The 22,877-nt window shown below is 68.8% G+C and carries 21 protein-coding genes and 2 pseudogenes; 11 read left to right on the top strand and 12 right to left on the bottom strand.

From position 1 onward, the window contains the following. Positions 1–7 precede the first annotated feature (7 nt). From FMM06_RS05480 to FMM06_RS05470, 3 genes are all read right to left on the bottom strand, one after another. On the bottom strand, positions 8–619 hold the full coding sequence (locus tag FMM06_RS05480; RefSeq protein ID WP_207790243.1) for an HdaA/DnaA family protein: 612 nt from the start codon (positions 617–619) through the stop codon (positions 8–10). Beyond that, positions 616–2,028 carry a heavy-metal-associated domain-containing protein gene (locus tag FMM06_RS05475; protein WP_143555146.1) on the bottom strand — a complete coding sequence of 471 codons (1,413 nt, stop codon included), beginning with the start codon at positions 2,026–2,028 and terminating at the stop codon, positions 616–618. Before FMM06_RS05475 ends, FMM06_RS05480 begins: the two co-directional genes overlap by 4 nt. An 81-nt stretch (positions 2,029–2,109) precedes the next feature. Next, positions 2,110–2,964: a manganese catalase family protein gene (locus FMM06_RS05470; protein ID WP_143555145.1), complete on the bottom strand. Its 855-nt coding sequence runs from the start codon at positions 2,962–2,964 to the stop codon at positions 2,110–2,112. 257 nt (positions 2,965–3,221) lie between these two features. Here FMM06_RS05470 and FMM06_RS05465 point away from each other — a divergent pair, with 257 nt between their 5' ends. After that, positions 3,222–5,633: a TonB-dependent receptor gene (locus tag FMM06_RS05465; protein WP_143555144.1), complete on the top strand. Its 2,412-nt coding sequence runs from the start codon at positions 3,222–3,224 to the stop codon at positions 5,631–5,633. Between the two features lie 69 nt (positions 5,634–5,702). Here the strand turns inward: FMM06_RS05465 and FMM06_RS17395 are convergent. Then, positions 5,703–5,804, bottom strand: a pseudogene (locus FMM06_RS17395) (PEPxxWA-CTERM sorting domain-containing protein); the annotation flags it as partial. Positions 5,805–5,897: 93 nt separating this feature from the next. Then, positions 5,898–6,875 (bottom strand): annotated as a pseudogene (locus FMM06_RS05460) (NF038122 family metalloprotease); the annotation flags it as partial. A gap of 270 nt (positions 6,876–7,145) precedes the next feature. Between FMM06_RS05460 and FMM06_RS05455 the strand changes: the two are divergent. From FMM06_RS05455 to bla, 4 genes are read left to right on the top strand one after another with little or no spacing between them, the layout of a single operon-like run. Then, the gene (locus FMM06_RS05455) at positions 7,146–8,612 is read left to right on the top strand and encodes a tetratricopeptide repeat-containing sulfotransferase family protein (protein WP_143555142.1); all 1,467 of its coding nucleotides are present in this window, start codon (positions 7,146–7,148) and stop codon (positions 8,610–8,612) included. 35 nt (positions 8,613–8,647) lie between these two features. Then, on the top strand, positions 8,648–9,730 hold the full coding sequence (purM, locus tag FMM06_RS05450; protein ID WP_143555141.1) for a phosphoribosylformylglycinamidine cyclo-ligase: 1,083 nt from the start codon (positions 8,648–8,650) through the stop codon (positions 9,728–9,730). Further along, positions 9,723–10,664, top strand: a complete 942-nt coding sequence (gene purN / locus FMM06_RS05445; protein WP_143555140.1) for a phosphoribosylglycinamide formyltransferase — start codon at positions 9,723–9,725, stop codon at positions 10,662–10,664. The genes purM and purN overlap by 8 nt, the downstream gene beginning before the upstream one ends. Then, entirely contained in the window at positions 10,661–11,503 is an 843-nt protein-coding gene (bla, locus tag FMM06_RS05440) for a subclass B3 metallo-beta-lactamase (protein WP_143555139.1), read from the top strand. Before purN ends, bla begins: the two co-directional genes overlap by 4 nt. Here bla and FMM06_RS17145 read toward each other — a convergent pair. From FMM06_RS17145 to FMM06_RS05410, 6 genes are all read right to left on the bottom strand, one after another. Then, a complete protein-coding gene (locus FMM06_RS17145) occupies positions 11,484–12,173 on the bottom strand; it encodes a PEPxxWA-CTERM sorting domain-containing protein (RefSeq protein WP_185965054.1) in 690 nt (229 codons plus the stop codon). The two genes, bla and FMM06_RS17145, sit on opposite strands and share 20 nt — an antisense overlap. Before the next feature lie 104 nt (positions 12,174–12,277). Beyond that, positions 12,278–12,700 (bottom strand): nucleoside-diphosphate kinase, encoded by a 423-nt coding sequence (gene ndk / locus FMM06_RS05430; protein ID WP_143555137.1) that lies wholly within the window; start codon positions 12,698–12,700, stop codon positions 12,278–12,280. An 82-nt stretch (positions 12,701–12,782) separates the two neighbouring features. Further along, positions 12,783–13,076, bottom strand: coding sequence for a type II toxin-antitoxin system RelE/ParE family toxin (locus tag FMM06_RS05425; protein WP_143555136.1), 294 nt, complete (start codon positions 13,074–13,076; stop codon positions 12,783–12,785). Further along, positions 13,073–13,360 carry a CopG family ribbon-helix-helix protein gene (locus FMM06_RS05420; RefSeq protein WP_143555135.1) on the bottom strand — a complete coding sequence of 96 codons (288 nt, stop codon included), beginning with the start codon at positions 13,358–13,360 and terminating at the stop codon, positions 13,073–13,075. The genes FMM06_RS05425 and FMM06_RS05420 overlap by 4 nt, the downstream gene beginning before the upstream one ends. 45 nt (positions 13,361–13,405) lie before the next feature. Beyond that, a complete protein-coding gene (locus FMM06_RS05415) occupies positions 13,406–13,855 on the bottom strand; it encodes a DNA polymerase III subunit chi (RefSeq protein WP_185965053.1) in 450 nt (149 codons plus the stop codon). Next, positions 13,852–15,339 carry a leucyl aminopeptidase gene (locus FMM06_RS05410; RefSeq protein WP_143555133.1) on the bottom strand — a complete coding sequence of 496 codons (1,488 nt, stop codon included), beginning with the start codon at positions 15,337–15,339 and terminating at the stop codon, positions 13,852–13,854. The genes FMM06_RS05415 and FMM06_RS05410 overlap by 4 nt, the downstream gene beginning before the upstream one ends. A gap of 122 nt (positions 15,340–15,461) precedes the next feature. Between FMM06_RS05410 and arsC the strand changes: the two genes are divergently transcribed. The 6 genes from arsC (at position 15,462) to rsmA (ending at position 21,924) form a co-directional block, all read left to right on the top strand. Then, a complete protein-coding gene (gene arsC, locus FMM06_RS05405) occupies positions 15,462–15,866 on the top strand; it encodes an arsenate reductase (glutaredoxin) (RefSeq protein ID WP_143555132.1) in 405 nt (134 codons plus the stop codon). Further along, positions 15,863–16,372: a GNAT family N-acetyltransferase gene (locus FMM06_RS05400; RefSeq protein ID WP_143555131.1), complete on the top strand. Its 510-nt coding sequence runs from the start codon at positions 15,863–15,865 to the stop codon at positions 16,370–16,372. Before arsC ends, FMM06_RS05400 begins: the two co-directional genes overlap by 4 nt. Before the next feature lie 66 nt (positions 16,373–16,438). Then, positions 16,439–18,673: an LPS-assembly protein LptD gene (locus FMM06_RS05395; RefSeq protein ID WP_143555130.1), complete on the top strand. Its 2,235-nt coding sequence runs from the start codon at positions 16,439–16,441 to the stop codon at positions 18,671–18,673. Positions 18,674–18,765: 92 nt separating this feature from the next. After that, on the top strand, positions 18,766–20,073 hold the full coding sequence (locus FMM06_RS05390; protein ID WP_235889085.1) for a peptidylprolyl isomerase: 1,308 nt from the start codon (positions 18,766–18,768) through the stop codon (positions 20,071–20,073). Further along, positions 20,066–21,097 (top strand): 4-hydroxythreonine-4-phosphate dehydrogenase PdxA, encoded by a 1,032-nt coding sequence (gene pdxA, locus FMM06_RS05385; protein ID WP_143555128.1) that lies wholly within the window; start codon positions 20,066–20,068, stop codon positions 21,095–21,097. Before FMM06_RS05390 ends, pdxA begins: the two co-directional genes overlap by 8 nt. Further along, positions 21,094–21,924: a 16S rRNA (adenine(1518)-N(6)/adenine(1519)-N(6))-dimethyltransferase RsmA gene (gene rsmA / locus FMM06_RS05380; RefSeq protein WP_143555127.1), complete on the top strand. Its 831-nt coding sequence runs from the start codon at positions 21,094–21,096 to the stop codon at positions 21,922–21,924. The genes pdxA and rsmA overlap by 4 nt, the downstream gene beginning before the upstream one ends. Positions 21,925–22,080: 156 nt before the next feature. Here the strand turns inward: rsmA and FMM06_RS05375 are convergent, their stop codons facing one another. Then, complete coding sequence (locus tag FMM06_RS05375; protein ID WP_143555126.1) at positions 22,081–22,851, bottom strand: transglutaminase-like domain-containing protein; 771 nt, start codon at positions 22,849–22,851, stop codon at positions 22,081–22,083. Positions 22,852–22,877: the final 26 nt, after the last annotated feature.

Genomic DNA, 22,877 nt, shown 5'->3' with positions numbered 1-22,877 from the left:
TCCGTGGCTAGTCGAGCCCGAGATCGAACTGCGCCTCCATGACCTCGCGCGCCACCGGCACGGTCACCCCCCGCCCGGCGTCGAGCGCTGCAGCATCGAGGGCGGCGGCGGCGGCTGCCACGGCGGCGAAGCTGCGTTCGACGCGGGCGAGGACGTAGGCCGCGACTTCGGTAGACAGCCTCAGCCCGCGGTCGGCGAAGTGCTTGGCGAGGATCGCCGCCAGCAAAGTGTCGTCGGGGTCGCGGATGGTCAGCAGCGGGGTGGCGGCGAGGCGCGAGGCCAAGTCGGGCAGGCGGTGCGGCCACGCCGGCGGCACGGGGCGGGCGCATAGCAGCAGCGGGCGGTCGGCGGTTGCGGCGTTCCAGGCGTGGAAGACCGTTTCCGGGTCGGCGGCGTCGGCATCGTCGATGACGCGGGCGCCGGTGCGGCCTTCGAAGACGCGCGCGAGGTGGGTCTTGCCCGACCCCGGCGGGCCGGTCAGTACCGCCTGCGGGCGCGGCCAGTCGCGCCATGTCTCCAGCCAGCGCACCGCGTCGCGGTTGGCGTCGGAGACGAGGAAATCGGCCTCCCCCATCGCCGCCGCATAGACCAGGGGCAGCGGCAGCTGGCCCGGGCTCAACGCGGCTGCGTCCCGTCGAGCAGGTCGATCGGCCCGGCCTCGGGGGCGGCGGGGCGCGGCGGCGGGCGCTCGCGGCGGTCGCGCTCGCGTTCACGCTCCCGGGGACGGTCGCCCGGCGGCGGCACCACGGGCGCCTGCGGCACCGTCGCAGGTGGCGCCTCTGCAGGCAGCGACCCGGCGGGCGGCGTTGCAGGAGCACCCGCCGGCACCGGAGCGCCGGGCACGGCGATAGGCGGCGGGATCACCACCGGCGCGGGCACCGGGACGTCGCCCGTAACGCGGCGGCGCAGCAGCACGCCGGTCGCGGTATCGGCCAGGCGCAGCCCCTTCTGGTCGAGCTGGTAGCGCAGCATCTCGGGCGTGTCGGTATAGCGGATCGCGACCCGCGACGTGCCGCCCAGCGACACGCTGGTCAGCGTCACGCCGCTGACGCCCGGCACGCTGCGCAGCAGCGCCTCGATCTCGGCATAGGCTTTGCCGTCGGGTGTCACGATATCGGCCTCGATCGTCGCGCCGCCGGCGAACGCCGGCCCGGCGATGTCGGGCGCGAGGCTGATGATCGGCTCGAGCTCGGCGGTCAGGTCGGGCTCGCTGACGAGCCGCCCCTCGCGCAGGGCCTGGGCATAGATGTTGTCGATGGCGCGCACGCCCTGGTCGAGCATCGCGTCGAGGCCGTCGGTGGTGCTGCGCAGCGACAGGCGGCCCAGCTCGGTCGCGTCGGGACCGTGCCGCGCGATGAACTCGGCCGAGACCGGCCCGCCGGGGAAGCTGCGCACCAGCCGCACCTCGGCGATCAGCACGTCGATGCTGCCGAAGCGGTTGAGGATGTTGCGCCACAGGCTGCGCTCGCCGCGCTGCGTCTGATAGGCGGTCAGCAGCACGTTATCGCCGGCCGAGCCGCTGGCCAGCACATAGTCGATCGGGCTCAGCCCCTCGCTGAAGCGCGCCCAGGCGGCGATCCACGGCGTCTTGGTCTGGTACAGCGTCCGCGTGCCGCCATCGGTGAAGATCGGCAGCAGGAGCATCGGGCCCGAGTGCAGCGACCCGGCGGTGCCCTCGAAATAGGCCGAGGCGCGCGCGCGGTCGAAGACGACGCCGAGGCGCGCAATGTAGCGGGTGGTGGAGAAGCGCTCGCCCTCGACCTCGATGCCCGCGACCATCGCCTGCAGCGCGCCGTCGCCGAGCCGGGGCGCCGAATTCTCGGCCATGCCGGTCAGGCGGTTCCACAGCATCGGCCACGCCTTGCGCCGCGCGATCGCATAGGCCGCCAGCCGTGCCTCGTAGGTGTTGCGCGCCGCGGTATCGACCGGAATGCCGCCGATCACGTACGCCGCACCGCCGCCGCCGGTCTCCTGAGCGCGCAGCGGCACGGCGACGAGCGCGAGGATGAGCAGGAACAAGCGGATCACGCGCTACCTATTAGCGCGGGCCACCGCTTTGTCATCCGCGCAAGCACCGCCGTCCCGCGCAGGGACGGCGGTGGTGACGGATCAGAGGCCGATCTGCTTCTTCTGCGCACCGCTGTCGGGCCGCGCCGCGCCCAGCACCGGCTCGGGGCCGAGCGGCTGGTTCTGGAAGACGGTGAACTCGCCCTTGCCGTCGATCGACGGACCCTGCGTCCAGCGCCCCTCGGGATAGCTGCCGTCGACGGCGGTGGCGTAGAAATTGTAGTTGTTCGCCTGGTCTTCCGACGACTGCGGAAAGGAATTGGGGATCGGCAGGTTCTCGGTGCCGCCCAATTCCTCGATGACCGCCAGCCACTGCTGCTGATGCATCGTGTCGCGCGCGATCATGTAGTGCAGCATCTTCTTCATGCCTTCGTCGTCGGTCGCGTTGAACAGCCGCGTCGCGAGCACGCGCCCGGTGCTCTCCGCGGCGACGTTGGCATACATGTCGGCGCCGATGTTGCCGCTGGCATAGATGTGGCTCATGTCGAACGGCACGCCGTCCGAATCGATCGGCATCGCCGCCATGCCGGCCGACAGCAGGTTCTTGTGGATCATGCCCTCGATCGCATGCTTGGCATTGCCGCCGCCCATGACGGTATGGACGACGCTGTCCATCACGCCCTCTTCCTGCACCGAAGCCGGTGCGGTCTCGAGGTTCAGCGCGACCGCGGTCGCCAGCATCTCGATATGCCCGATCTCCTCTGTCGCGGTGTGGAGCAGCATGTCGCGGTACTTGGTCGTCGGCGCGCGGTTGCCCCAGGCCTGGAAGAAATACTGCATGCAGACGCGGATCTCGCCTTCGACGCCGCCGATCGCCTGTTGCAGCATGCGCGCGAACTGCGGGTTCGGCGTATCGACGGTCACGGGATACTGCAGTCGCTTGTCATGAAAATACATCTACGTTCTCCGTTCGTTAGTTGATTGTGGTAATCAACGGGAGGAACGCGCCACATCAGATTTAGTCGTTGTCGAGGCAATTCTATTGATCGACTGATATGGATCAGTCGATTACTTTAACTTGGATTGCCTGTGGCGAGGGCATGCGCAAAAGCCACACCGTGTTAGAATCGTTGCAGACGCCCAACGGATGTTTGACCCGCACCCGCCGGCGACCATAATTCCCGCAACGGCAATAAAGCCCTGGGGAAGCGATCATGCGCGTGCATCATTATCTTTTCATTAGCATTTCGGCGATCGCGCTGGTCGCCGGCGGGGCGTCCGCGCAGACCGCGAACGAAACCGCGGCAGCCAGCAGCGAGACGGCGGAGAGCGGCGACGCGGGCGACATCATCGTCACCGCGACCAAGCGCACCAGCCGCCTGCAGGACGTGCCCTTCTCGATCAACGCGCAGACGCAGGTCGACATCCAGCGCTCGGGCGCGACGACGCTGGAGGACATCAGCCGCAACGTCGCCGGCCTGACCATCCAGAACTTGGGACCGGGCCAGAGCCAGGTCTCGATCCGCGGCGTGTCGGCGGGCCAGATCGTCCGCGACCAGCCCGGCGTGAAGGAACAGGTCGGCGTCTATCTCGACGAGAGCGTCATCTCGCTGTCGCTGTTCACCCCCGACCTCGACCTGTTCGACCTGAACCGCATCGAAACGCTGCGCGGCCCGCAGGGTACGCTGTTCGGCTCGGGCTCGGTCGGCGGCACGATCCGCTACATTACCAACCAGCCGAACACCCGCGAGGTCGATGGGCTGGTCGAGGGCGACCTCAACATCATCGACGGCGGCCAGGTCGGCGGCAGCGTCAAGGGCGCGGTCAACGTGCCGCTGATCGCCGACAAGCTCGCGGTGCGCGCGGTCGGCTATTACACGCGCTACGGCGGCTATATAGACGCGATAAAGCCGACCGGCATCGACGAGGACGTCAATAGCGGCGAACGCTATGGCGGGCGCATCGCGCTGCTGTTCCAGCCGACCGAAGACATCCAGATCACGCCGCGCGTCATCTACCAGCGCATCGATACCGACGGCTTCAACCGGCAGGAGGTGTACAACCTCTACGCCAACCCGTTCACCACGACGCGCCCGGCGGTCACTTTCAGGGAGCGTCAGCAGTACCTGCTGCTCGACGAGCAGTTCAAGGACGAGACCTTCATCGCCGACCTGACCGCGAACATCGATTTCGGCGGCGTCGCGCTGACCTCGGTGTCGACCTATACCGACCGCGACATCCTGGTCAGCCGCGACGCCAGCGCGCTGACGGGCAGCGTCTCGGTCGACCTGGGCTTCCCGACCGCCGGCATCCTGCTGCCGTCGAACCTGCGCGACACGACGAAGGTCGAATCCTACACGCAGGAGCTGCGCCTGGCCTCGACCGGCGAAGGGCCGTTCCAGTGGGTGATCGGCGCGTTCTACGCCGACACCGACCGCCTGTACGACCAGCGCCTGCCGACCCCGGGTTACGCTGCAATCACCGACGCGACGCTCGGCGCCGGCACCTCGGCGGCGGTCGCCAACGGCTTTCCGCTCGATTCGCCGTACAATGCGTCGCTGCCGTACAACCTCAAGCAGTTCGCGGCGTTCGGCGAGGCGAGCTATGAGTTCTTCGACGCGCTGACCGTCACCGGCGGCCTACGCTACTACGACTTCAAGGAGCGCCGCGAGTTCAACTCGGGCGGCCTGTTCGCCAACGGCGACAACAACACCGACCGGACCAAGTCCGACGGCTTCAATCCGCGCGTGCTGGTCAGCTACAAGGTGTCCGACGCGGTGACGCTGAACGCGCAGGCCGCGAAGGGCTTCCGCCTCGGCGGCGTCAACGACCCGCTCAACATCCCGCTGTGCTCGGGTGGCGCGAACGGCGTCGATGCGCTGACCTACGGCAACCGCCCGCGCTACGGCGACGAGACGCTGTGGAACTATGAAGGCGGCATCAAGGCACAGGCCGGCGGCATCACCTTCAACGCCGCAGCCTTCTATGCCGACATCAGCGACCTGCAGGTCACCGCCGACGCGGGCAGCTGCTCGTCGCGCGTCGTCTTCAACGTGCCGAAGGCGCACAGCGTCGGCGTCGAGTTCGAGCTGTCGGCATCGCCGGCGGAGGGCCTCGACCTCGGGCTGTCGGGCAGCGTTCTGCAGGCCGAGTTCGACTCGAGCGTGACCACGACGTCGGGCGTCGTCATCGCGGGCATCCGCGACGGCAACCGCCTGCCGACGGTGCCCGAGTTCCAGATCTCGGCGAACGCCACCTACGTCGTGCCCGTCGCCGACGAGCGCAACCTGGTGTTCCACGCCTCGGTCCAGCACATCGGCAGCCGCTTCACCCAGCCGAGCGACCAAGAGAGCAACCCGCGCAGCTTCGTCTCGGGCCTGCCCTTCGGCGGCGCGTCGGGGAACAACGCGACGGTCGTCGACCTGAAGCTGCCGTCGTACGAGCTGGTCAACCTCAGCATCGCATACGAACTCGAGTCCGGGTACAGCGTGACCGGCTACGTCACCAACGTGTTCGACGAGAATGCGCGCCTGTCGTTCGACCGCGAGCGCGGCGGCCGGGCGCGGCTGGGCTTCACGACCAACCAGCCGCGGACCTTCGGCGTGACGGTGCGCAAGAAGTTCTGAGGTCACGCGAGCCCAAACGAAAAGCGCCGCCGGTCGCGAGACCGGCGGCGCTTCTTGTTTCGGGACGCGTCAGATGGCGTTGAAGGTCACCGACGAGGCGCGGCGGCGCATCGCCCCGCCGACGAGGCCGAAGCCCGCGATCATCATCGCCCAGCTGGCGGGCTCGGGCACCGACGTGCCGAGATAGTCGGCGAGGATCTTCGTCGTCGAGACGTTGTAGTTCGCGTCCTTGCCGAGCACGTCGAAGGCGAGGTTCCAGCCCATCGCGTCGAACCCTGCAAGATCGAGCGCGGTGATGACGCCGCGCTGCTCGAAGCAGAAGGTCGGGTCCATGATGCCGTTGCCAACCTGGCAGTTGGGCGTGTCCTTCCAGTGCGACGCCTGGCGGCCGTCACCGTTGTAGGCACCCGTCGACAGCGTGTTGCCGAACGCCGCCGTGAGGCCGCCGTCGACCGAGAAGTAGCGCGTGCCGCCGACGGTCAGGTCGAGCGACGGACCGGCACCCGGTGCGACGTTCGTCGGGTCGTTGCTGTAGCGGAACATGTCGAGCGCGGTGAACAGCGACGTATCGTTGAAGTTGTAGCCGAGCGCGCCGCCGCCCGGGCCGTTCGGGTAGCTGTAATAGTCGACCAGATCGACGCCCGACACGAAGCCCAGCGCATGGCCGATCTCGTGGATCGCGACGGCGATGAAGTCGAAAGTGTCGGGGGTCAGGCCGTTACCGGGATTGAAGTCGAAGCCGAAGTTGCTGCTGAAGGTCACCCGGCCGTCGCACAGGCCACGCGTCGTCGCATTGGCGTTCGAGCAGACGTTGCCGTTCGCCACCTCGCCGCCGATCGCCTTGATCGTCGCCGAGTTGGTGTACAGCGTCTGCGCGGCGGTCTGGTCGCCGTTGATGTAATATTTGAACTGGTCGGCGGTCGACATGTCGCCGTTGGCGTCGACGCCGTTGGCGATGAAGCTCATGCCGCCATTGGTCAGCGTCGGCAGCACGATGTTCTGGTCGAGCACCGAATTGCTCTTCGACGTGTTGAGCAGCGCCTGATAGCCGGCGACCGAATAGTCGAGGCGACGGCTGCCCGTCGACCCGATGATGTTCGGCGCGAGCGGCGCGAAGGTGACGCCGAGGTTGATCGTCACGTCGTTGGTGAACATCTTCGCCCAATAATCGGCGGCGACGCGGAAGCCCTGCTCGGCCTGCGAGCCCGTCACACCGCCGAAATCGACGAGGTTGATCGTCATCGCCTGGGCGCTGGTGCCCGTGACGACGGCAAGCGCCGTCCCGGCAAATAGGAACTGCTTAAGCAACATTCACGACCCCTTTAAGTATTTCTACGGCACCGCGCCGCCGGGGAGCACCCTGTTGAGCCGGCCTCGCAATGTCCAATCGTTCCATCGCAAATTCAGCGACTTGGTCGAAAATCTCGTTGCTGCGGTAATTGCGCCACAAACGTTTCGCCGATGACTGGGGTCATTGTTTGACGGCGAACCGCGATTGGCTAGGACAGCGGCGTGCAAGCCAATCGCGCCACCATTCCCGCCAACCTCGTCGCCCGCCTCAAGGCCGCGCTGGCGAGTCGCGACCGTGCCGCGAGCAATGCCGCGGTCGCCGCACTGCTCGACGCGCGCGCGCCGCTCGGCGAGCAGTGGAAGTCGCTGTCGCAGCTCATGCAGGTCAGCGGCGAGCTGACGCTCGCGCACCGCGCCATCGATGCCTATGTCGCCGCCGCCAAAGGCGTGCCCCAGGCGCGCTATTCGAAGGTCGTTCTGCTGACCCAGTCGGGACGTCTGCGCGAGGCGCACGACCTGCTCGCGACGCTCCCCGCCGACGTCCCCGACCGCGCCGGCCATGCCTATGTGCTGGGCAATACCGCGATGACGCTGGGCCGCGTCGACGAGGCGCGCGAACAGCTCGAACTGGCGGTCAAGCACCGGCCCGGCTGGGGCCCGGCGTGGCTGACGCTCGCCGCGACAGGCAATCTGGCGAACGACCCGCTCGGCGAGCGCATGATCGCCGATGGCGCCGCCGCGGCGCGCCAGGGGCTGGCCGATTATGCGCGCTATCATTATGCGCTGGGCAAGCTGTACGCGGACCGCCGCGACCCCGCCGCCGCCTTCGCCGCCTACAAGGAGGGTGCGCGCCTGCTGCGCAGCGAGACGCCGTACAGCCGCGCCGGCAACACCGCCAACGCTGCCGCGGCGATGACCGGCTGGCCCGACGGCCATGTCGAGGCATTGCGCGCCCGCCAGACGCGCGACACCAGCCGCCCGATTTTCGTAACCGGCCTGCCGCGCTCGGGCACGACCCTCGTCGAGCACATCATCGCCAGCCACAGCGCCGTGGCCGACGGCGGCGAGCTCAATATCGTGCAGCATGTCGCGGTGGCGGCGGGCGGCGTGTCGGGCGACGCGCTGGGGGCCTATCTGGCGAAGGGCGGCACGCTCGAGGGTCTCGCCGACCTTTATCTGCACCTGATGGCCGAGCGCTTCGGCAGCGGCGGCCGGGTCGTCGACAAGACGATCGACGTCAGCCGCTGCCTCGGGCTGATCGCCACCGCACTGCCCGACGCCCCGCTGATCTGGATGCAGCGCGACCCGCTCGACAGCGCCTGGTCGTGCTTCCGCACCTTCTTCATCCACGGCGTCGGCTGGAGCTACGACCTCGGCGACATCGCGCATCATTTCATGCTGGAGGACCAGCTTCGCGCGTTCTGGAAGGGCCGCCTCGGCGACCGGCTGCTCGTCGTGCCCTATACCGAGCTGATCGACGATCCCGCCGGGTGGACGCGCCGCCTGCTCGCGCACTGCGGTCTCGCCGACGAGGCAGGCGCGCACACCAGCCACAAGACCGAACGCGTCGTCGCCACCGCGAGCGCGCTGCAGGTCCGCCGCCCGATCAACCGCGACGGGCTCGGCGCATCGGAGCCCTATCGCGCGTTCCTGCAGCCGTTCCTCGACGCCTATACGCCGCCGGGCTGATGACACCGGGCGTCGGCACCGCTAAGCCCGGACGCATGCAAAAGCCCCTCACCTATGCCGACGCGGGCGTATCGATCGCCGCGGGTAATGCGCTGGTGCGCGCCATTGCGCCGCTCGTGCGTGCCACCGCTCGGCCGGGGGCGGACGCCGAGATCGGCGGCTTCGGCGGTTTCTTCGATCCGAAGGCGGCGGGCTTCAAGGACCCGCTGCTCGTCGCGGCGAACGACGGCGTCGGCACCAAGCTGCGCCTCGCCATCGACACCGGCAACCATGCGACCGTCGGCATCGACCTCGTCGCGATGTGCGTCAACGACCTGATCGTCCAGGGCGCCGAGCCGCTGTTCTTCCTCGATTATTTCGCGAGCGCCAAGCTCGACCCCGCGGTTGCGCAGGCCGTGATCGCCGGCATCGCCGACGGCTGCCGGATCGCCGGCTGCGCACTGATCGGTGGCGAGACCGCCGAGATGCCGGGGATGTACGCGCCCGGCGACTATGACCTTGCGGGCTTCGCGGTCGGTGCGGTCGAGCGCGGCGAGCAGCTGACGGGCGACAAGGTCGCGGCGGGCGACGTGCTGCTCGGCCTCGCATCGTCGGGGGCGCATTCGAACGGCTTCTCGTTGATCCGCCGCCTGATCGAGGGCGTGCCGCTCGACCGCCCTGCCCCGTTCGACATCGAGCGGACATTGGGCGACGCGCTGCTCGAGCCGACGCGCATCTACGTGCGGTCGCTGCTGCCGGTCATCCGCGCCGGGCACGTCCACGCGCTCGCGCACATCACCGGCGGCGGGCTGCTCGAGAATGTGCCGCGCGTCCTGCCCGAGGGCTGCCACGCGCGCATCGATGCAGGCGCGTGGCTGCAGTCGCCGCTGTTCGCCTGGCTGCAGGCGCGCGGGCGGATCGAGCCGGGCGAACTGGCGCGCACCTTCAATTGCGGCATCGGCATGGTGATCAGCGTCGCCGCCGATGCCGTGACACCGGTGAGCGAGGCGTTGGCGGCGGCGGGCGAGACCGTACACGTCATCGGCGCGGTCGACGTGGGCCCGCGCGGCTGCACCGTGTTCGGCGCCGACGAGGTGTGGAACAGCCGCGGCGCGTGGGAGGCGGTCCACCTTGCCTGACAAGGCGCGCGTCGGGGTACTGATTTCGGGCCGCGGCTCGAACATGGCGGCGCTGCTCTACGCCTCGCAGGCCGAGACTTGTCCGTACAACATCGCGATCGTCGTTTCGAATCAGCCCGATGCGCCGGGCCTCGCGCTGGCGCGCGCCGAGGGCGTGCCGGTGTTCGCGGCGTCGCACCGCGGGATGGACCGCGCCGCCTTCGATGCGCTGGTCGACGACGAACTCGACCGTGCCGGCGTCACGCACATCGCCCTGGCGGGATACATGCGGCTGCTTTCCGACGCCTTCGTCTCGAAATGGGCGGGCCGAATGGTGAATATCCACCCGTCGCTGCTGCCGCTTCACAAGGGCCTGCACGTCCACGAGGCCGTGCTCGCGGCGGGCGAGACGGTCAGCGGCTGCACCGTCCACCTCGTGACGCCCGAACTCGATGACGGGCCGATCCTCGGCCAGGTTCGCGTCGCGGTGCTGCCCGGCGACACGCCCGAAAGCCTCGCGCAGCGCATCCAATACGCCGAGCATCAGCTCTACCCGCGCGTGCTCGCCGAACTCGTCGGCCGCGACGGCTCCGCCCATCACCTGACTGCGCAGGTGCGCGAACGCGCCTTCGCGCTGCCCGAGGCGGAAGAGACCGTGTCGCACGGCATGGCGTGCTTCGGCATCATCAAGGGCAAAAAGTTCGCCTATGTCACCGCCAACCACCACGGCGACGGCAAGATCGCGCTGCTGGTCAAGATCAGCGGCCGCGACGAACAGGACATGCTGATCGACAGCGATCCCGAGCGCCATTTCCGCCCCGCCTATTTCGGCGACGGCTGGCTCGGCATTCGGCTCGACCTTGGCGACACCGACTGGGACGGCATCGCCGACTGGCTGACCCGCAGCTGGCAGGCGGTTGCCCCGAAACGTCTGGCGACGATGATGATGCTATGATGCGCTTTGCCCTGCTCGCCGCGCTGGTCTGTCCGACCCCTGCCGCCGCAGCGCTCGACCCGCCCGCCTGGACCGAGCCGACCGCCCCGTTCCGCATCGTCGGCAATATCTATTACGTCGGCAGCAAGGGGCTGGCGGCGTATCTGATCACCTCGCCGCGCGGCCACGTCCTGCTCGACGGCACGATGGACGAGAATGTCGAGGGCATTGAGCGTAACATCGAAGGCCTAGGCTTCCGGCTGCGCGACGTGAAGCTGCTGCTCAACAGCCATGCGCACTTCGACCATGCGGCAGGCCTCGCCCGGCTGAAGCGCGACACCGGCGCGACGATGGTGGCGAGCGCCGCCGACCGGGGTGCGCTCGAAAGCGGCACGCCGCCGAGTATCGTCAGCTACGGCGTCGTCACCTTTCCCGCGGTCAAGGTCGACCGGCTTCTCCGCGAGGGCCGGCCCGAGCGCGTCGGCAGCATCGCGCTGACCCCCATCGTGACGCCGGGCCATACGCCCGGGTGCACGACCTGGACGACGACGACGAAGGAGCGCGGACGCACCCTGCGCGTCGTCTTCCCGTGCAGCCTGACGGTGGCGGGCAACAAGCTTATCGACAACACCGGCTATCCCGGCATCGTCGCCGACTTCCGCCGCAGCTTCCCGGCCACCGCCAAGCTACGCGCCGACGTCGTCCTGCCGGGGCACCCCGAAGGGGTCGAGCTGCTGGCCCGCGCCGCGCGGCGCGACGCAGGTGACGCGGACGCTTTTCTGATGCCGGGGCTGCTGCCCAAACTCGCTGCCGACGCAAAGAAGGCCTTCGAGGCCGAACTCACGCGCCAGACCAAGTAGAGCCTTTCGACCACGCCGAAACCATGCTCCGGCGGCGGCGGGCAATGCTGCCGACAATGCCGAACCCGGCGATCATCAGCCCCCAGCTGGCAGGCTCGGGCACGGCGGCGGCCGCATCACCGAAGACGCGAAAGCCGAACTCGAGGTCGCGTTCGATCCAGTTATTGCCACTGAAATTATTGTTGAAGGCGCCGAACGGAATATTCTGCGGTGCGCCGCCTGCCAGCAGGAAGCAGAAGCAGGCGTTCGGATTGCCGGGATCGACGGTGACGGTCACCCAGTAATCACCGGCAGCGAGTAACGGACCGTCATAGAAGCTGCCGAACCAGCCCCCCGGCCCGGTGCTGGGGATCGTCACCGTTCGCCGCGCGATCTCGGTGTCGAAGGGTCGGCCGGGGATCGTCGTGCCCGCCGCGTAGAGGGTGAGGTCTACCTCGTCGTTGCCCGCCGCAGACGCCCCGAAATAGGCTTCGATGCCGGTGATGCGCGTGGGTACGACCAGCGTGAAACGGGCAGCCTCGCCCTGATAGGCATCGGGACCAGCATAGAACACCGAATAACCGCCCGGGCCGGTCGGCGTCCCGGTATCGAAGATCGTCGCGCCGGATGCCGGAACCGCAAGCGCCGCGATCGCAGCCGCACCGAGTACCGCTTTGAGCAAGTTGTTCACGCAACCGTCTCCCCCGCTTTCAGGGGAGATTAACACGTCCGTAAGCAGTCACAAGCCGACACGCACGGCGACGCCGTCAAAGGCGTCGCCGTCAGCGCCGCGGCTCAGCCAACGATTTCTTCCGGCTTGAAGAAGTAAGCGATCTCAATCGCAGCATTCTCGTCGCTGTCCGAACCGTGAACGGTGTTCGCCTCGATGCTCTCGGCCAGTTCCTTGCGGATCGTGCCCGGCGCGGCGTTGGCGGGGTTGGTCGCGCCCATGATGTCGCGGTTGCGCTGCATGGCGTCCTCGCCCTCCAGCACCTGCACGACGACCGGGCCCGAGATCATGAAGTCGACGAGCTCGCCGAAGAACGAGCGCTCGCGGTGGACGGCGTAGAAGCCCTCGGCCTGCTCGCGCGTCATGTGGATGCGCTTCGACGCGACGACGCGAAGGCCCGCCTCCTCCAGCATCTTGACGACGGCGCCGGTGATGTTGCGACGTGTCGCATCGGGCTTGATGATCGAAAAAGTGCGCGTGGTGGCCACGGGCGGTCTCCAAATGGTCTGAAATTGGCGGGAAAGCGCGCGTGCCCTAGCCGCGCGGGGGGCGAATGGCAAGGTCGCGAGACTAGTCGAGCGGACTGAAGGGGCGATCTTCGCGGGTATGATAGACGCTCAAGACGCGGATGACGTCCTCGACGAGCTGGTAGCGCACTTCATAATCCCCGACGATCAACCGCCGAATTTCTGCTGGCGCAAACTTTCGAAGCGGCGCTGCAATGCGGGGGAAATCGATCAGCCTCTGCGGTGCCGTGGTGAGCCGTTCGCGAACCCGCGCAGCAGCCGCGGGGGCTACCGGCAACAGGAAATCCACAAGTCGCTCGACATCCTCGAGCGCCTCGGGCGTCCAGATCAATTTCATCTGATCGGCTGGGGCCTGGGTAGCGGGTTCTCGGTTCCAAGGCTCATCGCCCACTCTACGACGCGCTCGTGATCGATGACGTGGCCAGCATCAGCGCTTGCCATCGAAGCACGTGTTCGTTGATCCTTCCAGTCCTCAGTGTCGAGCCAGTTGGAAAGCGCCTCCTCGACGATTTCTTCGCGGGCACGCTCCGTACCAGCGGCCATGGCATCGACCCGGTCGGCAATTTCAGCCTTGATCGATACGTCGAGAGCACGCGTCGGTGCATCAAGAATAGTCGCCATCGCGTACCTCCTTGTCAGTAACCTAGCATCCACCCCCCCGCCCTGTCAGCCCGCCTTCTCCCAGCGCCCACCCTCGCCTTCGCGCCAGTAAACGGGGGTCACGCCCTCGCGGTCCTTCAGTGCCTTCCAGTGGCGGCGGGCGAGCGCCAGGGCGTCGTCGTCGCCGCCGTCGAACAGGTAGAGGGCGCGCTTGAAGGGGGTCAGGTCGCCGGGCAGCGCGCCGTCGACGACCGCGATCAGGTCGGGACCGTTGGCGAAGGCCTCGCCGCCGGTCAGCAGTATTGGCTGCGCGGCGGCGTGCTCGCCATCGACGGCGTGCGGCAGGAACGATGCTGGCTCATAGCTCCACAGTGCCCCGTCGAGGCGGGCCAGCACGTCCGGATCGCCCGATCGCACGACGGCGCGATAGCCGCCCGCGACCGCCTTTTCGAGCAGGCGCGGCAGCACCGCGTCGAGGGGCTTCGACGCGAGCTGGTAGAAGCCGACCTCCGTCACACTTCGAAGTTGTCGGCGACGAAGCGGTCGAGCAGGCGCACGCCATACCCGGTCGCGCCTTTCGCCCACAGCGGGCCGTCCTTCGACGCCCACACCATGCCGGCGATGTCGAGGTGCGCCCATTTCACGCCCGGCTGGACATAGCGCTGGATGAACTTCGCTGCGGTGATCGAGCCGCCCTCGCGCGGGCCGACGTTCTTCATGTCGGCGATCTGGCTGTCGATCAGCTTGTCGTAGGCATCGTCGAGCGGCATCCGCCACAGCCGGTCGCCCGTCGCCGCGCCCGCTGCGGTCAGCTGCGCCGCCAGCCCGTCGTCGTTGACGAACATGCCGCCATATTCATGGCCAAGGCTGATGATGATCGCGCCGGTCAGCGTCGCGAGGTCGACGACGACCTCGGGCTTGAAACGCTCCTGCGCCCACCAGATCGCATCGCACAGCACCAGCCGCCCCTCGGCATCGGTGTTGATCACTTCGATGGTCTGGCCCGACATGCTGGTCACCACGTCGCCCGGGCGCTGTGCCTTGCCGTCGGGCATGTTCTCGACCAGCCCGCAGATGCCGATGACGTGCGCCTTGGCACCCCGCGCGGCAATTGCGTGCATCGCACCGGTCACTGCGCCCGCGCCGCCCATGTCCCACTTCATGTCTTCCATGCCCGCGCCGGGCTTCAGCGAGATCCCGCCGGTATCGAAGGTGACGCCCTTGCCGACCAGCACCAGCGGCGTGCGGTCGGGGTCGCCCGAGCCGTTCCAGCGCATCACGAGCAGCTGCGCCTCGCGCTCCGACCCCTGGCTGACGCCGAGCAGCGAGCCCATGCCGGCAGCGCGCATCTCGGCCTCGCCCAGCACCTCGATCGACACGCCGAGGTCGGCGAGAGACTGCGCGCGCTCGACGAAGCTGACCGGATAGATGATGTTCGCCGGTTCGCTGACCAGGTCGCGGGTCAGCGCGACGCCGTCGGCGATGGCGGTCAGCGGGGCAAAGGCTTCCTCGGTCCCGGCGGGCGCGTTGACGATGGTCAGGCTGGTCAGCGTCGGCTTGGACTTCTCCTTCATCGTCGTGCGGTAATGGTCGAAGCGATAGGCGCGCAGCACCGCGCCGTGCGCCAGCCGCGCCGCCGCATTGGCCTCGTCGACGGTGCCGCCGGTGACGCCGGCAAAGTCGATCGCCACCGACGTCTCGCCGCTGGTCAGTAGCTTGGCGACGATCGCGCCGCCCAGCTTCTCGAAGCTCGCGGCATCGGCCTTCGCCGCATCGCCGAGGCCGGCGACCAGGATGCGATGCTCGCCCAGCCCGAGCAGCTCGACGATCTCGCCGGCGCTGCCGTCGAAGCGCGCCGCGGCGATGGCGCGGGCGAGCGCGCCGCCCTGCGCGGTGTCGAAGGTCGCAGCCGCACCGCTCAGCGTCGCGGGCTTGGCGACCAGGAAGACCTGCGCACCGGTCTCGGGCGCGTTCGGGGCAGACGTGAAGGCGATACGCATGGCAATCCTTTTGTCGATTGACCGGGAGTTAAGCGCGCAGACGGCGCGGTGCAAACCCGCTTGGCGTCGCGGCGGGTGCCGCCTAATCGGAAAGCGGGCGATATCGACACCCGGGAGGCCGCATGAGCGACGTCACCATCTACCACAACCCGGCGTGTGGCACGTCGCGCAATACGCTCGCGATGATCCGCGCCGCCGGCATAGAGCCGGAGGTCGTCGAATATCTGAAGACCCCGCCCGACCGCGCGACCCTCGCCGGTCTCGCGGCGGCCGTCGGGGGGCCGCGGGCGCTGCTGCGCGAAAAGGGCACGCCGTTCGCCGAACTGGGCTTCGGCGATCCGGCGCTGGGCGACGAGGCGCTGATCGATGCGATGATCGCGCATCCGATCCTGATGAACCGGCCGGTCGTGGTGACGCCGAAGGGCACCGCGCTGTGCCGCCCGTCGGAGCTGGTCCTCGACCTGCTCGACGCGCCCCTCGCCGCCGATTTCGTCAAGGAAGACGGCGAGCGCGTCGCGGCGCGATGATCGTCCGCGAGGCCCGCCCCGACGATGCGGCGGGCATCGCTGCGATCTATGCACCGCACGTCCTGACCGGCACCGCGACGTTCGAGATCGACCCGCCGGGCGCGGAGACGATGGCCGCGCGCGTCGCGGCGGTGCAGGCGAGCGGCTGGCCGTGGCTGGTCGCCGAGGGCGACGGCCTGCTCGGCTGGGCCAGCGCCTGCCAGTTCCGCGAGCGCGCCGCGTACCGCTTCACCGGGGAAGTCTCGATCTACCTGCGTGCCGATGTGCTGCGCCGGGGCATCGGCGGCGCGCTGCTGACCGCGCTCGTCGCCCGCGCCGAGGCGGCAGGAGCGCGGCAGCTGGTGGCGGTGATCGGCGATTCGGCGAATGCGGCGTCGATCGGCCTGCATGCGGCGCACGGCTTCGTCCACGCCGGCACGCTGCGCGGCGTCGGGCACAAGTTCGGACGCGCGCTCAATGTCGTCTATATGCAACGGTCGCTCGCCGCCGTTTCGCAAGGCGACTGACGCGCCTTGCGGCGAGTCGCGCCCGTGCTAAACGTCGCCGCCCCGCGCCCGCCCCGAAGGTTTTGCTTGCCCCTCCGTTTCGTCCTGCTTGCCGGTGTGGCGCTTGTCGCGAGTGCATCCGTGTCGGCGCAGACGGTGTCGCCGCCGCCGGTCGCGCCGCCGCTGTCGGGCGGCATGGCCGACGTCGTGCAGCCGGGCGACGTCATCGACTTCTCGGCCGACGAGATGACCTATGCCGACACCGACCAGATCGTCACTGCGAAGGGCGACGTGCGGATCAACCGCGACGGCTATTCGCTGCGCGCCGACACGGTCGAGTACAACCGCAGGACCGGACAGGTCGAAGCGCGCGGCAACGTCGTCACCATCGATCCCGAGGGCAACCAGGCGTTCGGCGACCGCGTCCAGCTGACCGAATCGCTGCGCGACGGCGCAATCGACAATATCCTGCTGGTCCTCAACGACGGCGGACGGCTGGCGGCGGCATCGGCGACGCGGGTCAACGGCGTCTCGACGCTCAACCGTGCGGTCTATTCGCCGTGCTCGGTGACCGGCGACGAGGGCAATCCGCGCGAGCCTTTGTGGTGCATCAAGGCGGCGCGCATCGTCCATGACCCGGCGCGTCACCGCGTCAGCTACAAGCAGGCGCGGCTCGAATTCCTGGGCGTACCGATCCTGTTCCTGCCCAATTTTTCGCATCCCGACGGCAGCGCCGGGCGCGCCTCCGGGCTGTTGCTGCCCGACATCGAATATCGCCGCTCGCTGGGGCTGGGGGTCGGGCTGCCGTACAACATCAGCTTCGGGTCCGACCGCGACGTGACGATCAAGCCGTGGCTCTACACCGGCGCGAACCCGGCGGTGGCGCTGCAGGCGCGGCGGCTGTTCAAGGCCGGGCCGGTGCAGTTCGACGCCTTCATGACCTATGCGAACCTGACCGAGTTCGCCGCCGACAACACCACCGAGCTCGACCGCGGCGACCGCTTCCGCGGCTATTTCGCGGCAAAGGGCCAGTTCCAGCATTCGTCGCGCTGGCGCTCGACCTTCTCGGTCCGGTTGACCACCGACGACACGTTCAACCGCCGCTACGGCCTCGACTACGACGACAGCCTGCGGTCGACCTACAACCTCGAACGCTTCGGGTCCGACAGCTACCTGTCGATCGCCGCCTTCGCCTTCCAGGACCTGCGCCGCGGCAGCCGGGGCGGCGAGACGCCGATCGCGCTGCCGCTGATCGACTATCGCTGGACACCGCGCGAGACCGTGTTCGGCGGCCAGATCAGCGTCGAGGCGAACGCGCTCGGCCTGTACCGCACCGACGGCCAGCGCATCGCGCGCGGCATCGCGTCCGGGCGCTGGGACCGCAGCTTCCTGACCAATTTCGGCCAGCGCATCACCGCAACCGCGCTGCTGCGCGGCGACCTCTACGACAGCGCCAACGTCGACCAGGCGACACGTCCCGAATATGCCGGCAGCGGCAAGATCGACGGGCGCATCCTGCCGCTCGTCGCGCTCGACGCCGAATGGCCGTTCGCCGGGCCGCTGTTCGGCGGCACGCAGACGATCACCCCGCGCGTCCAGCTGGTCGGCGCGGGCGGCGGCCAGAACAGCGGTATCCCCAACGAGGATGCGCGCGCCGTCGACCTGGAAGACCGCACGATCTTCGACCTCAACCGCTTCCCCGGCTACGACCGCTGGGAAGGCGGCGCGCGCGTCACCTACGGGGCGCAGTACAGCTTCCAGCGCCCGCGCTTCGCGCTGACCACCGAGATCGCCCAGTCGATGCGCCTCGACGAGCGGGGCGACCTGTTCCCCGGCGGCACCGGCCTGTCGGGGCGCCTGTCGGACATCGTCGGCCGCACGACGCTGAAATACGGGCGTCTCGTCGCGCTGACCCACCGCTACCGCCTCGACAAGTCGAGCCTGTCGGTGCGGCGCAACGAGATCGACCTTAATGTCGGGTCGTCGCGCACCTATGCGACGCTCGCCTACATCCGGCTGAACCGCGACATCAACACCGAGGACCTGGCCGACCGCGAGGAAATCCGCGTCGGCGCGCGGGCCGCCTTCGCCAAATATTGGTCGGTGTTCGGTTCGACGATCATCGACCTGACCTCGCGCGGCGAAGACCCGACCTTCGGCGACGACGGCTTCTCGCCGGTGCGCAGCCGCGTCGGCGTGGCGTACGAGGATGAATGCTTCCGGATCGGTGTGACGTGGCGCCGCGACTATATCGCCGACCGCGACTTCCGCCGCGGCGACACCTACCAGCTGAGCGTCGCCTTCAAGAACCTGGGCTTTTAAGCCGCCGTTCAGCGATGTGCTTCCACTAGAGCCGCGCGCGCTGTATGCGCAGGGTACGACGGGTGGCGGTCGGGGCCCCCCAGGAGATACGAATGCGTAGACTGATACTGGCCGCGTTGCTGTGCGGCGTGGGGCAAGCGGCGGCGGCCCAGGACGTTCTGGGCTCGGACGCGACGGCGGCGGAAATCCGCATCCTTGGTGAACTCGATCCCTCGCTGCGCAAGGCGCAGGCGGTCGTCAACAACGACATCATCACCGATACCGATGTCGAGCATCGCCTGAACCTGGTGATCGTCGCCAACGGCGGGCAGATCGATCCGGAGGAAAAGACGCGGCTGCGCCTGCAGGTCATCCGCAACCTGATCGACGAGAAGATTCAGGTCCAGCAGGCCGCATCGAAGGACATCAAGATCGCCGATGCCGAGGTCGACGCGACCTTCAGGCGCGTCGCGACCAATTTCAAGCAGACGCCGGAGGGCTTCGCGGCCTTCCTGCGCAACGCCGGTAGCAGCCCCGCGTCGATCAAGGCGCAGATCCGCGGCGAGCTGGCGTGGAGCCGCCTGCTGCGCCGCGACGTCGAGTCCAAGGTCAACGTCGGCGACGACGAGGTCCAGGCGATGATCGCGCGGATGACCGCGTCGAAGGGCAGCGAGGAACTGGCGCTGCGCAAGATCTTCCTCGCCGCATCGAGCGAGAACCAGGAACAGGTGCTGCGCGAGGCCGCAGTCTATGTCGGCGAGATTCGCGCCGGATCGTCGTTCACCGTCTATGCCCGCCAGGTCTCGCAGGACGCGACGCGCAATGCCGGCGGATCGATCGGCTGGGTCACCGCGGGCCAGCTGAGCGACAATGTCGCCGCCGTCGTCAAGGAGATGAAGCCCGGCGAGACCAGCGAACCGATCGTCGTCCCCGGCGGCGTCGAGATCTGGCACTTAGAGACCAAGCGCCAGGCGATGATGGGCGATCCCGGCGACGCGGTGCTCAACCTCAAGCAGCTGTCGGTCGCCTTCCCCGAGGGCATCACCGAGACCGCCGGCCAGGCGCTGGTCAAGACGTTCCAGGCGGGCACCCAGGCGATGGGCGGCTGCGCGCGCGTCGACGAGGTCGCCAAGTCGCTGGGCGCCGAGGTCGCGGGCCGCGAGATGAAGCTGAAGGAGCTGCCGCCCGCGCTGCAGACGATCATGAGCCAGCTCAAGATCGGCCAGGCGACGCCGCCGTTCGGGTCGTCGAAGGACGGCATCCGCGTCCTCGTGCTGTGCGACCGCGACGACAGCGCGACGCAGGCGAAGATCCCGAGCTTCGACGAGGTCTACGCCCAGATGAACGACGAGCGCGTCAACCGCCAGGCGCAGAAGCTGATGCGCAACCTGCGGCGCGACGCGATCATCGATTATCGCTGAGGTCGCCCGCCTTTCCGGCGGGCCCGGCGCCGAGATCGCCCCCCTCGCCGTTGCGCTCGGCGACCCGGCGGGGATCGGGCCTGAAATCGTCGCGCGCGCCTGGGCGTCGCGCAACGAGGGCCCGCTCGTGCCGCCGTTCTTCGCGATCGGCGACCGGCGGAGCATCGCCGCGGTGTGGGACGGTCCGATCGAGACGCTCAGCACGCCGAGCGATGCGGCGTCGGTCTATGGCCGCGCGTTGCCGCTGATCCAGGTCGACGACCCCGGCGACATCGTGCCCGGCGACCCCAACCTCGCGGGCGCCCGCTGTGCGCTCGACAGCCTGGAGATTGCCGTCGGACTGGCGCGCACCGGCAGCGCCTCGGGCGTCGTCACCGGCCCGGTGTCGAAGGTGCAGCTATACGCGATCGGCTTCACCTACCCCGGCCAGACCGAATTCATCGCCGAACGCTGCGGGCTGTCGGCGGGCAATGTCGTGATGATGCTGGCGGGGCCCAGCCTGCGCACCGTGCCGGTCACCATCCACACCGCGCTGGCCGACGTGCCGCGCGCGCTGACCACCGAGCTGATCGTCACGCGCATCCGCGTCGCCGCGCGTGCCCTGCAGCGCGATTTCGGCATCGAGCACCCGCGCCTCGCGGTCGCCGGCCTCAACCCGCACGCGGGCGAGAGCGGGACATTGGGGCGCGAGGAGCTCGACATCATCGGCCCCGCGCTCGACACGCTGCGCGCCGAGGGCCTCGACATCGCCGGGCCGATGTCGGCGGACACGATGTTCCACGCCGAGGCGCGCGCGCGCTACGACGCGGCGATCTGCATGTACCACGACCAGGCGCTGATCCCGATCAAGACGCTCGACTTCAACGAGGGCGTCAACGTCACGCTCGGCCTGCCGATCGTGCGCACCTCGCCCGATCACGGCACCGCGTTCGGCATCGCGGGGACGGGCGCCGCCAACCCGGCGGCGACCTGCGCGGCGATCCGCCTGGCGAGCGAGTGCGCGGCACGGCGGGCCGCCTCTTGAGCGTTTTCGACGGTCTGCCGCCGCTGCGCGAGGTCATCGCGCGCTACGACATCGGTGCGAAGAAGTCGCTCGGCCAGAATTTCCTGCTCGACGGCAATCTGCTCGACCGCATCGCGCGCGTCCCGGGCAAGCTCGACGGGCAGAGCGTCTACGAGGTCGGCCCCGGTCCCGGCGGCCTGACCCGTGCGCTGTTGCGCGCCGGCGCGGTGGTGACGGCGGTCGAGCGCGACGACCGCGCCCTGCCCGCGCTCGCCGAACTGTCGGCACTCGCCCCCGGCCGGCTGACCGTCCACGGCGACGACGCGCTGGCGTTCGACGAGGCGGCGCACCTGCCTCCGGGCACGCACGTCGTCGCGAATTTGCCCTACAATGTCGGCACCGCGCTGTTCGTGCGCTGGCTGACCGCCGAGCCCTGGCAACCTTGGTGGGCCTCGCTCAGCTGCATGTTCCAGAAGGAGGTTGCGCAGCGCATCGTCGCGGCGCCCGGCAGCGACGCCTATGGCCGCCTTTCCGTTCTCGCGCAGTGGCGGGCCAGGCCGCGCATCGCGCTCGAATTGCCGCCGCGCGCCTTCACCCCGGCCCCCAAGGTGTCGAGCGCCGTCGTCCACGTCGTCCCCCTGCCCGCGCCGGACGGCGTGCGCGGCCCGGTCCTCGAGGCGCTGACCGCCGCCGCGTTCGGCCAGCGCCGCAAGATGCTGCGGGCGTCGGTGCGCGGGATGGCGGGGGCGATCGAGGCGTTGGCCGAGTGCGGGATCGATAGCGCGCGACGGGCGGAGACGTTGTCGGTGGCGGAGTTCGTGGCGGTGGCGCGGGTGTTGTCGCAGTAGCGCCGAATGTTGAAGCAGGTCGTAATCCCCGTGAAGGCGGGGACCCAAAGTCACCGAGATCGCCGCAAGGTCGGTCCCCGTCAGCCCGGAATTTGGTGACCTTGGGTCCCCGCCTTCGCAGGGATGACGACTTAAACAATGCGCCCGTGCGGCGGATCAGATCTTCGCCACACTCACCGTAATCGCGATCGGCGTCACCGCGCCGCTCGTCGTCAGGAACGCAATGTCCGCCGCGTCGCGCCCGTGCGCGATGCGGATCAGGCCGGCGACCGGCGCCAGCCCCGTCGGGTCGACGAGCCACCAGCCGTCGCCGAGCCACACCTCGAACACCGCGTGGAAGTCGGGCGGGTCGAGCGCCAGCGCATAGGCCGCGACAGCGCGCGCCGGGATACCGCCGGCGCGGCACAGGGTGATCCCCAGATGCGTGAAGTCGCGGCACACGCCGGCGCGGTCGATGAAGGTGTTTTCGGCCGTCGTCTCGGCGTTGCTGATGCCGTGGATGTAATCGACGTGCTCGCGGATCCAGTCGACGATGGCGATCGCCTTGGCGCCGCCCGACAGCGACCCGAATTCGCGTCCCGTGAAGCGCATGAACTTGTCCGCCGGGCAGAAGCGGCTGGGCATCAGATAGGGCAGCACGTCAGCGGGCAGATCGCTCCACTCGTGCTGGAGCAGGTCGGCGTGCAGCTCGGCGCGCGGCTCGACATCCACGACGGCGCGATAGACGATCTCGACATCGCCCTCGATGATGCCGCGCAGCAGCCGCCCGTCCTCCAGCTCGACCGCATCGAGCGCGTGGTGCGGCGACACCGCCAGATATTCCGAGACGATCGTCTGCCCGGGCGCATGCGCGACCTGCACCTTGGCCATGATCTCGGTCGGCGACGCGTAATTGTTCGCGATGTGCGATTGGGCGAGCAGGCGCATAGGGGCTTTCGTTTCTCGCCGCGGGA

Origin of the sequence: Glacieibacterium frigidum (assembly GCF_007097155.1) — a bacterium.
GTDB lineage: Bacteria > Pseudomonadota > Alphaproteobacteria > Sphingomonadales > Sphingomonadaceae > Glacieibacterium > Glacieibacterium frigidum.
This window is presented reverse-complemented; position numbering and strand designations above follow the sequence as displayed.

Excerpts from the sequence above, each read along its gene's own strand:
- FMM06_RS05425 (WP_143555136.1), bottom strand. The coding sequence starts at position 13,076 with ATGAAATTGATCTGGACGCCCGAGGCGCTCGAGGATGTCGAGCGACTT.
- FMM06_RS05465 (WP_143555144.1), top strand. The coding sequence starts at position 3,222 with ATGCGCGTGCATCATTATCTTTTCATTAGCATTTCGGCGATCGCGCTG.
- FMM06_RS05390 (WP_235889085.1), top strand. The coding sequence starts at position 18,766 with ATGCGTAGACTGATACTGGCCGCGTTGCTGTGCGGCGTGGGGCAAGCG.
- FMM06_RS05470 (WP_143555145.1), bottom strand. The coding sequence starts at position 2,964 with ATGTATTTTCATGACAAGCGACTGCAGTATCCCGTGACCGTCGATACG.
- FMM06_RS05400 (WP_143555131.1), top strand. The coding sequence starts at position 15,863 with ATGATCGTCCGCGAGGCCCGCCCCGACGATGCGGCGGGCATCGCTGCG.
- purM (WP_143555141.1), top strand. The coding sequence starts at position 8,648 with ATGCAAAAGCCCCTCACCTATGCCGACGCGGGCGTATCGATCGCCGCG.
- FMM06_RS05420 (WP_143555135.1), bottom strand. The coding sequence starts at position 13,360 with ATGGCGACTATTCTTGATGCACCGACGCGTGCTCTCGACGTATCGATC.
- FMM06_RS05375 (WP_143555126.1), bottom strand. The coding sequence starts at position 22,851 with ATGCGCCTGCTCGCCCAATCGCACATCGCGAACAATTACGCGTCGCCG.
- bla (WP_143555139.1), top strand. The coding sequence starts at position 10,661 with ATGATGCGCTTTGCCCTGCTCGCCGCGCTGGTCTGTCCGACCCCTGCC.
- arsC (WP_143555132.1), top strand. The coding sequence starts at position 15,462 with ATGAGCGACGTCACCATCTACCACAACCCGGCGTGTGGCACGTCGCGC.
- FMM06_RS05410 (WP_143555133.1), bottom strand. The coding sequence starts at position 15,339 with ATGCGTATCGCCTTCACGTCTGCCCCGAACGCGCCCGAGACCGGTGCG.